At 72.2% G+C, this 14,821-nt stretch carries 9 protein-coding genes; 6 read left to right on the top strand and 3 right to left on the bottom strand.

The genetic code is table 11. From position 1 onward, the window contains the following. Window positions 1-13 precede the first annotated feature (13 nt). On the bottom strand, window positions 14-1,630 hold the full coding sequence (locus AB0J88_RS09910; RefSeq protein ID WP_364346498.1) for a PhpK family radical SAM P-methyltransferase: 1,617 nt from the start codon (window positions 1,628-1,630) through the stop codon (window positions 14-16). A 191-nt stretch (window positions 1,631-1,821) separates the two neighbouring features. On the opposite strand from AB0J88_RS09910, the gene AB0J88_RS09905 reads away from it, so the two are divergent. Beyond that, a complete protein-coding gene (locus tag AB0J88_RS09905; RefSeq protein WP_364346500.1) occupies window positions 1,822-2,670 on the top strand; it encodes a BTAD domain-containing putative transcriptional regulator in 849 nt (282 codons plus the stop codon). On the opposite strand, the gene AB0J88_RS09900 is transcribed toward AB0J88_RS09905, so the two are convergent. Then, window positions 2,671-3,876, bottom strand: coding sequence for a cytochrome P450 (locus AB0J88_RS09900; RefSeq protein WP_364346502.1), 1,206 nt, complete (start codon window positions 3,874-3,876; stop codon window positions 2,671-2,673). A 297-nt stretch (window positions 3,877-4,173) separates the two neighbouring features. Between AB0J88_RS09900 and AB0J88_RS09895 the strand changes: the two genes are divergently transcribed. Next, window positions 4,174-9,402: an amino acid adenylation domain-containing protein gene (locus tag AB0J88_RS09895; RefSeq protein WP_364346504.1), complete on the top strand. Its 5,229-nt coding sequence runs from the start codon at window positions 4,174-4,176 to the stop codon at window positions 9,400-9,402. A 19-nt stretch (window positions 9,403-9,421) separates the two neighbouring features. Next, window positions 9,422-10,180, top strand: coding sequence for a phosphopantetheine-binding protein (locus AB0J88_RS09890; RefSeq protein ID WP_364346506.1), 759 nt, complete (start codon window positions 9,422-9,424; stop codon window positions 10,178-10,180). Window position 10,181: 1 nt separating this feature from the next. Here the strand turns inward: AB0J88_RS09890 and vioD are convergent, their stop codons facing one another. After that, window positions 10,182-11,306 carry a capreomycidine synthase gene (vioD, locus tag AB0J88_RS09885; RefSeq protein WP_364346508.1) on the bottom strand — a complete coding sequence of 375 codons (1,125 nt, stop codon included), beginning with the start codon at window positions 11,304-11,306 and terminating at the stop codon, window positions 10,182-10,184. 119 nt (window positions 11,307-11,425) lie between these two features. Here vioD and AB0J88_RS09880 point away from each other — a divergent pair, with 119 nt between their 5' ends. From AB0J88_RS09880 to AB0J88_RS09870, 3 genes are read left to right on the top strand one after another with little or no spacing between them, the layout of a single operon-like run. Next, window positions 11,426-12,199 carry a thioesterase domain-containing protein gene (locus AB0J88_RS09880; RefSeq protein ID WP_364346510.1) on the top strand — a complete coding sequence of 258 codons (774 nt, stop codon included), beginning with the start codon at window positions 11,426-11,428 and terminating at the stop codon, window positions 12,197-12,199. 36 nt (window positions 12,200-12,235) lie between these two features. Further along, the gene (locus AB0J88_RS09875; protein WP_364346512.1) at window positions 12,236-13,033 is read left to right on the top strand and encodes a thioesterase domain-containing protein; all 798 of its coding nucleotides are present in this window, start codon (window positions 12,236-12,238) and stop codon (window positions 13,031-13,033) included. Window position 13,034: 1 nt separating this feature from the next. After that, a complete protein-coding gene (locus AB0J88_RS09870; protein WP_364346514.1) occupies window positions 13,035-14,816 on the top strand; it encodes a non-ribosomal peptide synthetase in 1,782 nt (593 codons plus the stop codon). The last annotated feature ends 5 nt before the right edge of the window (window positions 14,817-14,821 follow it).

Raw genomic sequence — 14,821 nt, 5'->3', positions numbered from 1 at the left:
GATGTCCTCCGCTTCAGAAGCTGAACCTGGCCGGAGCCACGGACAGGGCCGCCACCTCGGAGGCCAGGCGCTGCTCGAGAGCGGCCAGCTCGCCACCGCGGTTGCGCGCCCCGATCAGCTGCTGGGTGGTGCCGAGCAGCCGGATCAGCTCTGGCGTGCGGACGCCCTTGCCGTCGAGGTAGGGCAGCGACCAGAAGTCGAAGTCGTAGAGCGGCAGCCAGACCGACTCCGTCACCCGCTCGAACATCTCGTCGGTGAGGTCGGCGGCCTCCTTCGACGACATGCTGAAGTGCGACCAGGTGTAGCCCTCGCCCTGGATGCCGAGCAGCTCCTTCTGCTGGTAGACCGGCGAGCGCGGGTTGGCCCACCAGGCCTGGGCGCGCCAGAGGTCCGGCGCGGTCTCGTTGAGGAAGTCGATGGTGTTGCCGACCGTCTTCTCGGTCTCACCCGGGAAGCCGACGATCATCGACGCGAACGTCGTGATGCCGCGCTCCTTGAGCCGGGCGATGCCGGTGCGGTACTGGCTGTCCTGCGCGAGCTTGTGCATGTTGGCCAGCACGTCGCTGTCGCCGGACTCGATGCCCAGGAAGACGCCGGCGCAGCCGCTGCGCGCGGCCAGGTCGAACGACTCCTCGTCGCGGGCGTTGGAGCAGCGGAAATAGGAGTACCAGTTGAGCCCGAGGTCCTCCTCGATCATCATCTGGCAGAGCTGCTTGAACCGCTTCGGCGGCACGTTGAACGTGTCGTCGACGAAGACCACGTTGCGGACGCCCAGGGCGGCCAGGGCGCGCAGCTCGGTGCGCACGGTGTCCACCGAGGCCGAGGCCAGCGCGCCCGCCCGGGTCGGATAGTCGCAGAAGCTGCATTTGAACGCGCAGCTGCGCGCGGTGCGCAGCTGGGCCGTGGCGCCGATCAGCTCGGGGGAAAAGCCCGTCCAGTCGATCGAGCAGTGGTCGAGGTCGTTGTTCTCCGGCCGGCGCCGGGTGCGTACCCACCGGTCCTCCGGGCAGTGGACCAGGTTGTCGACGACGCCGGGGTCGGCGCCGGCGCGCACCGCGTGCACCAGCTGGGCCAGGCTGTGCTCGCCCTGGGACTCCTGGATGTACGAGTCGGCGCCCATCGCCCAGAAGAAGTCCTCGACGGCCGGCGTGAGACCCGAGAGCAGCAGGTTGTCCACCAGCGGGCCGCCGACGACGATGTGGCTCTCGGGCGACAGCTCGCGCACGAGCTCGACGACCGGACCGACCGGCAGGATGTTGACGTAGAACGTCGTGGTGATCGCGATGACGGCCGGCTTCTCGCTGAGCAGCGCGGCGAGCCGGTCCCGCTCGCCGGAGAACAGCGAGACCGGCTCCGCCCGCAGGCCCTGCCGGCGCAGATAGCTGGTCAGGTAGAGCGCGGCGAGGTTGAAGACCTCGCCGACGTGGTAGCGGTCGGTGCGGCCGGTGCTGCGGTTGCGCAGCCGGCTGAAGGCGTCGAGCCACGGCATCGCCGCACCGTCGACGACCAGGTGCTCGGAGCGCATGATCTGGTACTCCGGGGTGCCCGGGCCGGCGCGCTCACACATGACCTGGTAGTCGCCGAAGTCGCCCTCGTTGTAACCGATCACCACGCAGTCGAGACGATCCATCGAGTCGGCCTCCCGGGGCGGGTCAGTGCAGACCCGGCACGCTAGCGCCGCGTGGTTGGGATCCGGTTACGCGGACGCCGCCGGCCTATCCCACCTTCCGGTGACATCACCAGGTGACAGGGCCGCCGGTAGGTTCGGAACCGGAAGAGAAAGGTGCGGACGGAACGGCGGCCATTGTGGATGGAGCACCGGTGATTGCGGTCCGCACGTTGGGCGCCTTCGAGCTCTCCTTCGGCGATCGGCCCGTGGAGCGCTGGAAAGCCGGCAAGGCCCGCAGCCTCCTCCAGTTCCTGCTGTTGCGACCCGGCCGCACCGTGCCGCGCGACGTGCTCTACGAGGCCCTGTGGCCGGACGCGCCGTGGTCCAAGAACTCGAGCTCGCTCAAGGTGGCCGCGCACATGCTGCGGTCCATCCTGGAGCAGAGCCAGGGCGACCTGCCCGCGACCGGACCGGCGCTGCGGCTGCTGACCCGCGAGTCAGGCTACGTGCTGGAGGCCGACCGGGTCGAGGTGGACTTCGAGGCGTTCGTGCGCCTGGCCGACGAGGCCCACGCCGCCGAGCGCGCCGGCGACCGGGTCACCGCCGCGCGGCTCTACCGCCACGCCGTCGGGCACTACGAGGGCGACTTCCTGCCTGACGTCGCGTACGACTGGGCCGGTGTCGAACGGGAATGGCTCCGCAGCCGGTTCCTGTGCGCGCTGACGGTGCTGACCGAGGCCGACATCGAACAGGGCGACCACGTCAGCGTGATCCGCTGGTGCCGGCGCATGCTCGACGCCGAACCGCTGCACGAGGGCACCTACCGCGCGCTCATCCTGGTGCACGCGCATCTCGGCCAGCTCACGCAGGTGCACCGGTGGTACCGGCTCTGCGCGGGGCTGCTCCGCGACCACCTGCAGATGACCCCGGACCTCGCGACGCAGCGGCTCTACAACCGGGCCGTCCGCGGCGAGTTCAACGGCCGCCCGGTCGACCTGGGTGCCTGGCAGGAGGAGCTGCGGCCGGTCGGCGCCGCGACGCTGCTGCGCACGCCGGCCTGATCAGACCAGCGCGACCGGCAGGTGCTTGATCCCGAGCATGAAGTTCGACGCCAGCCGCTCGATCGGTCCGGCCAGCTCGAACGTGAGCTGCCGGTCGACGAGCTCGGTCATCAGCAGCGAGATCTCCATCCGTGCCGCCGGCATCCCGATGCACCGGTGGTTGGCCACGCCGAAGGCCACGTGGTGGTTCGGCGTGCGGCCGAGGTCCAGCCGGTCGGGGTCGGGGAACTGGTCACCGTCGCGGTTCGCCGACGCGTTCCACAGCGTCAGCGTGTCGCCGGCCTTGATCGGCACGCCGCGGATCGTCACGTCGCGCGTCGCGGTGCGGCAGACGTACGCGTTGGTCGAGGTCCAGCGGAACAGCTCGTCGACCGCCGTCGGCAGCAGCGCGGGGTCGGCGTTGAGGCGCGCCGCCTCGGCCGGATGCGCGATCAGCGTGTCGACGATGGCCGACGCCGTGAACGGCGTGGTCTCGTTGCCGCCGACCGCGACGTTCAGCGCGTTGTAGAGGATCTGGCTCTCCGAGAGCGCACGGCCGTTGGTGCGGGCCGCGACCAGGATGCTGACCAGGTCGTCACACGGCTCCCGCCGGCGCCGGTCGAGCAGGTCGGCCAGCACCTCGAAGATCTCCACCTGCGCCGCGACGAGCGTCATCGAGGTCGAGGTCTCGCCCGCGTACTCGCCGTCGCGGTGACCGATCATCGTGCGGGTCAGGCCCAGCAGGTGCATGGCCTCGTCGCGCCCGATGCCGAACATCGCGGCCAAGAGCCCGGCCGGCAGCAACGGCGCGATGTCCACGGCGAAGTCGCCGCCGCCGTCGGCCACCATCCGGTCCAGCGCGGCGCCGACGTACTGGCGCACGAACCCGCCGGCCTTCTCCATCATCGGGGCGCCGAACGCCTTGTGCACGTGCTGGCGCAGCAGCCGGTGCTCGGGCGGGTCGGAGCAGATCAGCATCTGGCCCGACGCGGTGTCGGTGGCGCTGCGGTACGAGCCGCCGAGCACCGTCCCGTTCTTCGACGAGTAGGTCGCCGGGTCGCGGTAGACCGCGGTGACGTCGTCGTAGCGCGTGATCGCCCAGTAGCCACCGGTCGCGGTCGCGTTCCAGTAGACCGGGGCGTTCGCGCGCAACCACGCCCACGTGGCATGCGGGTCACCCGTGACGAACAGGTCGAGGTCGTCCAGATCGATGACGGTCGTCGACATGCGTCACCCTCCCGCGAGTACGGCCTGCGCAGAGCCTAGGTCCGGCCCGCGCGCCGGTCGTGTCACCTGAACCAGGGCCAGGCACGTCCTTCACCGCCGCGGATAGCGTCGCTTGCGCGCAGACCGACATGTGGGGAGCCGTCATGACCGAGCCTTGGCGAGGGCATCAGAGGCAGAGCCCGCCCGGGCAGGGCGGATCACCACGGAGTGGGGATCCGACATGACCGAGCCTTGGCGAGGGCATCAGAGGCAGAGCCCGCCCGGGCAGGGCGGATCACCACGGAGTGGGGATCCGACATGACCGACTTGCAAAGCCGGATCGCAGCTCTCACGCCTGAGCAGCGTGCCCGGTTCGAGTCGCGTCTCGCCGCCGACCGGCCAAGCGTCGCCGTCGAGCGCATTCCGCCGCGAGATTCCGAGCGGCCTACGCCGTTGTCCTTCGCGCAGCAGCGCGAGTGGGCCGTCGAGCGGTTCCGGCCCTCCAACAACGTCACGGCCGCCCTGCGCCTCGACGGCGACGTGGACCTGCGCCTGCTCAGCGACGTGCTGACCGAGATCGTCGCGCGGCACGAGGTGCTGCGCTCGACGGTCGAGATCGTGGACCGCCGCCCGACCCAGGTCGTCCAGCCGGTCACCGCGGTGCCGGTGCCCGTCGAGGACCTCAGCGCGCTCGACCACGAGGCACAGCGCGCGGCGATCCGGGAGCGGTGCGACGCCGAGGTGGTGCGCCCGTTCCCGGCGGACCAGCCGCACCGGCTGCGGGCCACCGCCCTGCTGCTGGACCCGCGCAGCTACGTCGTGCTGGTCACGCTCGACCACGCCGCGGCCGACGCCTGGTCGATGATCATCCTGCTGCGCGAGGTGACGGCGCTCTACCCGGCCCTGCGCGCCGGTGCCGGCGGCACGCTCCCGCCGCTGCCGATCCAGTACGGCGACTTCGCGGTCTGGGAACGGGACTGGCTGGACGAGCAGCGGATGGCCGCGGAGCTCGGGCACTGGAAGCAGGTGCTGGCCGACATCCCGCCCCGCCTGGCGCTGCCGGCCGACCGCCCGTCCGCGCCCCGCCGCACGTACGCCGGCGACCACCACACGCTGACGATGATCGGCGAGCGGACCGCGGCGTTGCAGCGCTTCGCCGAGAGCGAGGGCGTGTCGCTGTCGATGGTCATGCTGGCCGCCTGCTCGGTCGTGCTGCACCGCTACACCCACCAGGACGACCTGGTGTTCGGCTCGGCGGTCGGTGGCCGGCTGCGGCCCGAGACCGAGCAGCTCATCGGCTGCTTCGCCAACGCGTTGCCGTTGCGGATGCGGCTCTCGCCCGGGCAGACGCTGCGCGAGGTGCTGCACGCGGCCCGCGACGTGGTGTCCACGGCGTTCGACCACCAGAGTGTCCCGTTCGACCGCCTGATCGAGGAGCTGGCGCCCGACGAGGCCGCGCAGACTCCGCTGATCCAGATGATGATCAACGTGCTGTCGACGCCGGGCGCCGTGCTGCGCCCCGACCGTGCGCTCGAGCTGCCGGGCCTGTCGGTCAGCTACGTGCCGATGGACCCGGGACCGATCACGATCGACCTGATCCTCGTCGTCCAGGCCGCACCCGAGACGCTGCACTTCGACTGGCACTACAGCACGGAGATGTTCGACCGGGGCACGGTCGAACGCCTCGCGGCCCAGCTCCCCCACGTCCTGGAGCAGCTGGTCGACGACCCGGACCGGCGGATCGGCGAGGTGCGCCTGCTGGACACCGGCGCGGACCGCGCGGTGACCCGTTCCACCGGGCCGGAGGTCGGCTTCCTCGAGCTGTTCGCCGGCCACGTCGCCCGCACACCCGACGCTCCCGCCGTCGTGTGCGACAGCGTCCCGCTCAGCTTCGCCGAGCTCGACCGCGCGGCCAACCGGCTCGCCCACCACCTGCGCGGCCTGGGCGTGGGCGTCGAGACACCGGTCGGCGTCCTCGTCGACCGCTCCCCCGAGCTGGCCGTGGCCGTGCTCGGCATCCTCAAGGCCGGCGGGGCGTTCCTGCCTCTCGACCCGGCGTACCCGGTCGACCGGACCGCCTACGTGCTCGCCGACGCCGGCGCCCCGGTGCTGGTCAGCACCGAGAAGCTCGCCGACGTGGCCGAGACCGCGGGCGTCGCGGAGCTCGTGCTGCTCGACGGGCCGGACCGGTTCGCCGCGGGGCCGGACACCGACCCCGGCGACCCGACCCACCCGACGGCGGCGGCATACGTGATCTACACGTCCGGCTCGACCGGCCAGCCCAAGGGCGTGGTGATCGAGCACCGGTCGCTCGCGGCGTTCGCCGTCGAGACGGCCGAGCGGCTGGGGCTCGACGCCGGCGACCGGTTCCTCCAGTTCGCCTCGCCGGGCTTCGACGTGCTGGTGGAGGAGCTGTTCCCGATCTGGGCCGTCGGCGGCGCCGTGGTCGTCCCACCGGAGCGGATGACCGGGGTGAACCTCGACCTCGTCGCGCTGACCCGCCAGGACCGGATCACGGTCATGGAGCTGCCCGCCGCCTACTGGCACGAGTGGGTACGCGACCTCGACCGGTCCAAGATCGCGCTGCCGCCTAGCCTGCGCCTGGTGATCGTCGGCGCCGAACGGGTCCTCCCGGAGCGGCTGGCGACCTGGCAGACCTTCGGGGTGCCGCTGTCCCACGTGTACGGCATCACCGAGACGACCGTCAGCTCCACCTTCTTCGACCTGCCGGCCGACGCGCCGGAGACCGACCTGCTCCACCTGCCGATCGGCACGGAGCTGCCGTTCGCGGAGCTGCACGTGCTCGACCCCGAGCTGCGGCCGGTCCCGGCCGGCGCCGTCGGAGAGCTCTACATTGGCGGCATCAGCGTCGGCCGCGGCTACCTGCGTCGCCCGGGGCTGACGGCACAGCGCTTCGTCGCCTCGCCTGACCCGCAGCGGCCCGGCGAGCGGGTCTACCGCACCGGCGACCTCGTGCGCCGGCGGGCCGACGGCAACCTCGAGTTCCTGTCCAGGGTGGACAGCCAGATCAAGATCCGGGGCTACCGGGTCGAGCCGGCCGAGATCGAGTCGGCCATCTGCCGGCACCCGGCGGTCGCCCAGGCCGTCGTCGGCGTCCACCAGCACGACGCCGGCGACCGGCGGCTGGTCGCCCACCTGGTGACGCGCGACGGTGCTCCGGTGGCCAGCACCGACCTGCGCCGCTTCCTCGCCCGCGAGCTGCCGCCCTACCTCGTGCCGTCGGCGTTCGTGCCGGTCGACGAGATCCCCCTGACCGAGAACGGCAAGGTCGACTTCGCGCGCCTGCCCCAGCCCGGCGGCGAACGGCCCGACCTGGTCGAGGAGCTGGTGCTGCCGGAGTCGCCGCTGGAGCGTCGCCTGGCCGAGCTCGTCGCCGCCGTGCTCGGTGTCGACACGGTCGGCGCCAACGACGACTTCTTCGAGCTCGGCGGCGACTCGATCCTGGCCATCATGGTGGTCTCGCGGGCGCAGGAGGAGGGCATCACCCTCACGCCGTTGGACATCTTCCAGCACCGCACCGTGGCCCAGCTGGCCCGCACGGTCGCCGGCGCCGAGACCGCCCGGGTCATCGCGCCCCGGTCAGCCGACGCCCCGCCGGTGCTCTCCTTCGACCAGGAGCGACTCTGGCTGGAGGACCAGCTCGTGCCGGGTCCGGCGTACAACGTCGGTTGGCAGCAGCGGCTTCTCGGGCCGCTGGACCTGGCCCTGGTGGACCGCTGCCTGCGCACGATCCTCGCCCGCCACGAGTCCCTGCGGTCGCGCTTCCCGGTCGTGGACGGCCGGCCGATCCAGGTCGTCGACCCCCTCGACGACGGCTGGCGACCGCGGTTCGAGGACTTGCGCGCCCTGCCCGACCGCGAGGCGCGGGCCAGGGCGCTGATGGGCGAGCAGGTAGCCACGGGCTTCGACCTGGCCAACGGTCCGCTGGTCCGGTGCCTGGTGGTCAAGGTCGGTGAGAACGACCACCTGATCAGCATGATCTCCCACCACGTCGTCGCCGACGTGGTGTCCGTCGGCCTGTTCGTCCGCGAGCTGGGCATGCTCTACCAGGCGGGCGGCGACCCGGTGGCGGCCGGCCTGCCGGAGCTTCCGATCCAGTACCTGGACTACGCGGTGTGGCAGCGCGAGCGGCTCGCCGGGGCGGAGCTCGACCGGCAGGTCGACTACTGGCGCGACCACCTCGCCGGCGCACCCCGCGCCCTGACGATGCCGACGCGCGCACACGCGGCCGCGGAGCCGCGCGGCGACCGGGTGTTCTCGCGGCTGTCGGCGGCGGACACCGCGGCGCTGAAGGAGCTGTGCCGCACCCGCGACGTGACGCCGTTCATGGTGGTGCTCTCGACCCTCGGGACCGTGCTGGGCCGCTGGTCCGGCCAGCGCGACGTGGTGGTCGGCGTGTCCATCAGCAACCGCACCGACCACGGCACCGAGAGCCTCATCGGGTCGTTCATCAACACCCTCCCGCTGCGCGTCGACTTCTCCGGCGAGCCCACCTTCGCGGAGCTGCTCGACCGCGTGCGCCAGGTCGCGCTCGGCGGCTACGCGCACGCCGACGCTCCGCTGGACGTCGTCATGAAGCGGCTGGGGATCACCCGCGACCCGCGCCACACGCCGCTGTTCCAGGTGATGCTCAACGTCGTCGACGTGCCGCCCATCGAGCGTTTCGGCGACATCGTGGTGGCCGACGTCGAGGCGCCCCCGCTGCCACCGAGCTTCGACCTCGTGCTCACCACCAACGAGATCAAGGGCGAGCTGCACTACATCCTCGAGTACGACGCGGCCAAGTTCGACGACGACCTCATGCGCGAACTCGCCGCCCACCTGGGCCGGTTCCTGAGCGCGGTCGTCGCCGACCCGACGCGGGGCGTCCTCGACTACGCCTTGGGCGACGCCGCGGCGCCCGACGAGGCACCGGTGAGCACGCAATGGGCCGTCGAGCGGTTCGGCCTCACCCCGGCCGACCGCTTCGTCGTGCTGTCCGGCCCGCCCGAGCAGCTGCTCGCGGCCCGATCCGCGGCATTGCACGCCGGCGGCACGCTCGTGGAGACCGACCGGCCGCCGAACAACGACCCCGGCGCGCTCGCGCGGTGGTTGCGGGCACAACGGATCAGCGTCGTCCACGCCACGCCCCCGTTGCTGCGGGCGATCGCCGCCAAGGGACCGCTGCACGCGCTGCGCTGCGTCTTCGTGGAGAACACCGGTGCGCTCACCGCGCACGACATCGCGGTCATCCGGAGCCTGGCACCGGGCGGGCGGGTGGTCGCGACCTACCACACCGGAGCCGACGGGGTGCCGGTCGCGGCCTACGAGGTGCCGGACGACTGGCGCCAGGAGTCGGCCCCGCTGCGGGTGCCGCTCGGCACCGGCCTGCCCGGCCGCGCGGTGTGGCTGCGCCACCCCGGTGGCCAGGCGGCTGCGGTCGGCGAGGTCGCCGAGATCTGGCAGGGCGCCGAACCCACCGGCGACCTCGCCCGTCGGTGGCCCGACGGGACGCTCGAGTTCGTGGGCAAGCTGACCGAGCACTGACGAGAGAATCGAGGACGTCATGGCGAGCCGTGCCGACCAGGGCAGCCGCGGCGCGGCTGTGGATCCGGTGGAGACCGTCGCGGCGCTGCGCGACATCGAAGCGGTCCGCGACGCGCTGGTCACGGAACGCACCGGCCCCGACGGCGCCCGGATCCCGGTCGCCTACGTGGCCGGCCCGGATCCCGCGCTGGGCACCGGACCCATCCGCCAGCAACTGCTGAGCCAGCTACCCCGGGACATGGTGCCGGAGCACTTCGTCGTGCTCGACGAGCTTCCGTTGACCGCCGACGGCGACTACGACCTCGCGGCGCTGCCCGATCCCGACCCGGCGGAGACCCCGGCACGGGGTTTCGTCGCACCGAGCAGCCCGATGGAAGTGCGGCTGGCGGCCCTGTTCAAGCAGATCCTCGGCGTCGACCGGGTCGGCGTCCACGACAGCTTCTTCGCGCTGGGCGGGTCGTCGCTGCAGGCGACGATCGTCACGAGCCGCATCTACGACGACTTCGACATCAACCTGTCGCTGCAGGACATGTTCGCCAACGCGACGGTCGACGAGCTGTCGCAGATCATCGTCCGGACGCTCGGCGAGCGGGCGAGCGTCGCGACGATCAAGGAGAAGCGGCGCAGCATCAAGGGCATCGGCCTGGCCATCCACGGCAAGCTGCCGCTCCCGATCCGCCGGATCGTCCCGCCGGGCGTGCCGTGCGGCGGGTCGCCGGGCGACGGCAAGCGCCGGATCCGGTTCGGGAAGAAGAAGGACGACGGCGCGGCGAGCTGAGTCACCGCACGCGGGCGTCCTCGCGCAACACCTGCTCCACGGCGGACAGCCCGGCGGTGAGCTCGGCGGTCGTGCCGCCGAACCCGAGCCGGGCGTAGTCGCGGTAGTCGTCACCGAAGCACCAGCCGGGCACGAGCAGCACCTTGTGCTGCTCGGCCAGGCGGCGGCACGAGCGCACCACGTCGGGCTGCCCGAGGAACTCGACGAACGTGGTCACGCCGCCGTCCGGCGCGGTGAAGCGGACGTGCTCCGGCAGCCGGTCGGCCCAGTCGCGGACCAGGCGCAGGTTCTCAGCGGCGTGTGCCCGTTGCAGCGCCACGATCCGGTCGGCGTTGCGGACCGCCTGCTCGGCGAAGAACTCCAGCACGGGTGAGACGTACAGCGCGATGTAGTCCCGCAGCAGGGCCATCCGGGCGAGCAGCTCGGGCGGGGCCACGCACCAGCCCACCCGCAGGCCGGCGAGGCCGTAGCTCTTCGAGAACGTCCCCCACGCGATGCACCTCCCGTACCACGTGGGCAGGGGCAGTGGCTCCGACTCGTAGGTCAGCTCGCCGAACGCGTGGTCCCAGACCAGCCACGAACCCGCCGCCTCGGCGATCTCCACCAACTCCTTCTGCTCGGCCGGGGTGATCGAGACGCCGGTCGGGTTGTGCGGGAAGTTCACCACGATCATCTTCGGCCGCGTCGCCGTCAGCTCGCGCAGCCGGGCCAGGTCGGCCGCGAAGCCGTCCCGCGGGGTCAACGGCCAGCGGGTGATCCGGCAGCCACGCCAGGCGGCCACGTCGTGCAGCTGCTGGTAGGCCGGATCCACGACGACGATCTCGTCACCGGGCTCGACGGCGAGGTGCATGACCAGATAGATCGCCTCGCTGGAGCCGTGGGTGACCATCATCCGGTCGACGTCGCCGCCCGTCCAGCGGTCGGCCAGCGCGGCCCGCAGGCGGGTGCCGCCGTAGCTCTCGCTGTCGTGGAACATCATCGGGTCGAGCTCCGCGAGATCGAAGCCGCACAGCTCGCGCAGCTCGCCCATCGACAGGTCGCGTACGCCGCTGCTGCCGATGTCGTGTGCCACGGCGTGGTAGTAGTCCCGCATCCAGGCTTCGAGCCGAGCGACCGCGATGTCCATCCGCGCACGGTACGCGGCCGGCGCCTCCCGCGCGTTGTCGCGTGAAGTCGGGACGGCCGGCCGGAAAGCGCCGTTGCTAGCGTGCCGAAGAGGTCGCCGGTCACGACGGAAGGCCGTTCATGCCACCCACCCCGAGGCAGCGCAACAAGTGGCTGCCGCACAAGCCGTCGGCCACCGCGGCCGGCCGGGTGTTCCTGGTTCCCTACTCGGGCTGCGGCGCCAGCATGTACCGCGGCTGGCCGCGCCGGCTGGGCGGGATCGAGTTCCTGCCGCTGGAGCTGCCCGGGCGGGAGACGCGCTTCGCCGAGCCGACGTTCCAGACCTACCAGGAGCTGGCCGCGGCCGTGGCGCCGGCGATCGAGCGCTTCCTCGACGTGCCGTTCGGCTTCTTCGGGCACTGCGCGTCGGCGCTCGCGGGCTACGAGGTCGCCGCGGAGCTCGTCCGCACCGGCCGGCCGGCTCCCGCGCGCGTGTTCGTCTCGTCGCAGATCGCACCGCAGGACGGGCCGGCCGGCCGCTTCCTGGAGATGGACGACACCGCGCTGCGCGGCGAGCTGGAGAAGCTGATCGCGGAGCTCGGCGGCGTGCCGCATCCGGAGCTGCTCGACCTCTACCTGGGCGTGATGCGGGCGGACGTCGAGGCCAACAAGCGCTACGTCATGCCCGAGCCCACGCGGCTGCCCTGCCCCATCACCGCGATCGGCTGGAGCGCCGACCACGACGTGCCGCACACGACGATGGGCGGCTGGGACCGGTGCGGCGACACGACGTCAGTGCTGCTGGAGGGCGGTCACCACCGGTTCACGGAGGCGCCCGCCGAGCTGCTCGACCTGCTGGCGGCGGGCGTGGCCCCCGGTTCCGGTGACAGGACAGTCGGCCCGCCGGCCTCATAGATTCGGCCCAGCCGCACTCGAACAAAGAGGACGGGAATGACTGCAGGCGCCGCACCGATCAGCCGCTGGTTCATGCCGCCGCCCGCAGCGGAGAGCCGGCTGCTGTTCTGCTTCCCGTACGCGGGAGTCGGCGCCTCCTCGTACCGCCAATGGCCAAAGTGGATTGAAAACGTGCAGGTCTGCGCACTCCAGCCGCCGGGTCGGGAGAACCGCACGCGCGAGGAGCCGCACCGCGACCACGCCGCCTTCGCCGCGGACCTGGTCGACGCGCTGACGCCCTACGTCGAGCGGGAGTACTCCTTCGCCGCCCACTGTGGAGCGGTGCCGTACGCCCTCGACACCATCGCCGAGCTGTCACGCCGCGAGCTGCCCCTGCCGACCAGGTTGATCGCCTCGTCCTGGGGCGCGCCGCAGCGGGGCCTCTACGGCCGCCTGAACTTCGTCGACCTCACCACGGCCGACCTGGTCGCCGAGGTGAAGGCGCTGTTCGGCCGGGCCGGCGCCCCGATCCGCGACGACTTCGCCGAGATCGGCGCCCGGGTGCTCCGGCTCGACCTCGAGGTGCAGCGGGGCTACCGGTTCGCCGCCGACCGGCGCGTGCCGGTCCCGGTCACCCTCGTGGGCTGGACGGACGACGACGTCGTCCCGCCGGCCGTGACGGAGGCGGGCTGGGCCGACTGCGCGGACGTGACCTACCACCTGCTCGCCGGCGAACACCTGGACTTCCTGCATTGTCCCGACGTTCTCCACGACGCGCTGCGCCGTTGGCTGACCGCTCCGCCGGCACCCGCCGGGGACCGCGACGACCTCGAGATCCGAGTTGGTGGTGATTGACGTGGCCGAAAGGTCCCCCGGGCAGGACACGATCCACGCGCTGGTCGCACGGCAGCGCCTGGCCCGGCCGGAGGCGCCGGCGATCACCGTGGGCGACAAGACCCTGACCTACGCCGAGCTCGACGCGCGCGCCGACCGGCTGGCGGCCGCGCTCCACGAGCGGGGCGTCGGTCGCGAGACCCGGGTCGCGGTGGCCCTCCCCCGCGGCGCCGACATGCTGGTGGCATTCCTCGCGGTGCTCAAAGCCGGCGGCGCGTACGTGCCGCTGGACCCGCACTATCCCGAGCAGCGCCGGACCTTCATCCTCGCCGACGCCGACGTGCGGATCGTGCTCACCGACCGGGGCGGGCCGGGGGTGACCGCGCCGGGCGTCGAGACGCTGTGTGTCGACGACCTGGAGGAGCGTCCCGCCAACGGTTTCCGCCCCGCCTCCGGTGACGGCGCGTCCGCCGCGTACGTCATCTACACCTCGGGTTCGACCGGCGTGCCCAAGGGCGTGGTGGTCGAGCACGCGAGCGTGCTGAACCTGATCGAGGACGAGTCGCGGATCGCCGTCCAACCTGGACAGACGATCGCCCACCTCGCCCCGGCCGCGTTCGACGCCTCGATCTACGAGCTCTGGGGCGCCCTCTGCCGAGGCGCCCGCGTCGTCGTGCTCGACCCGCAGGTCAGCATCGCCGAGCTCGGCACCCAGCTGCGCCGCTTCCGGCCGGACTGGCTGTTCCTCACCACCGGCCTGTTCCACCTGCTGGCCCAGCACGACCTGGCGGCCCTCGACTCGGTCGGCTGCCTGCTGACCGGCGGCGACGTGCTCTCGCCCGCGCACATGCGCAACGCGGCGGCGACCACCTGCCGCGTGTACGCCGCGTACGGCCCGACGGAGAACACGGTCTACTCGTCGCTGCACCGGATCACGCCGACCGACGAGCCGCTGTCTCCGGTCCCGATCGGCACGGCCCTGGCCGGCCGGTCCATGTACGTGCTCGGACCCGACCTGCGCCCGCTGCCGGCCGGCGAGGTGGGCGAGATCTACCTCGGCGGCCCCGGTGTCGCCCGCGGCTACCACGGTCGGGCGGGGCTCACCGCCGAGCGCTTCGTGGCCGACCCCTTCAGCCCGGCCGGCGGCCGACGGATGTACCGCACCGGCGACCTCGGCCAGCTCCGGCCGGACGGCGCCGTCGACTTCCGCGGCCGGGTCGACCGGCAGGTCAAGGTGCGCGGTTTCCGGATCGAGCTCGGCGAGATCGAGAGCACGCTGCAGAGCCACGCCGACGTCGGCAGTGCGGTCGTGGTCGCGGTCGGTGACAGCGGCGCCGAGAAGCGGCTGGCGGCCTACGTCGTGCCTAGCCCCGACCGCAAGGTGACCGTCACGGCGCTGCGCGACTGGCTCGGCGAGCGGGTGCCCGCGTACCTGGTGCCGGCGACGTTCGTGGTCCTCAAGGAGCTTCCGCTGGATCCCAACGGCAAACCGGACCGCCACCAGCTCCCCGAGCCGTTCCTGGCCCGGGCGGAGCTCGGCTTCCTGCCGCCGTTCGAGGCGCCGACCACCGAGACCGAGCAGATCCTGGCCGACGCGTGGGCGGACGTCCTGGAGCTGGACCGGGTCGGTGTCGACGACGACTTCTTCCTGCTCGGCGGCGACTCCCTGCGCAGCGTCTCGATGCTGGAACGCCTGCGCCGCTACGGCATCGAGCTGGACGCCGGGCAGTTCTTCGCCCATCCCACCGTCCGCGAGCTCGCGGAGGCCGTCGACGCCGCCCCCGTCCCGACGCGGGTCGGCTGAGTCCC

This window comes from Asanoa sp. NPDC049475, assembly GCF_040676915.1.
GTDB lineage: Bacteria > Actinomycetota > Actinomycetes > Mycobacteriales > Micromonosporaceae > Asanoa.
Note: the sequence above shows the minus strand (reverse complement) of the source record. Positions and strands in the feature narration are given on the sequence as shown.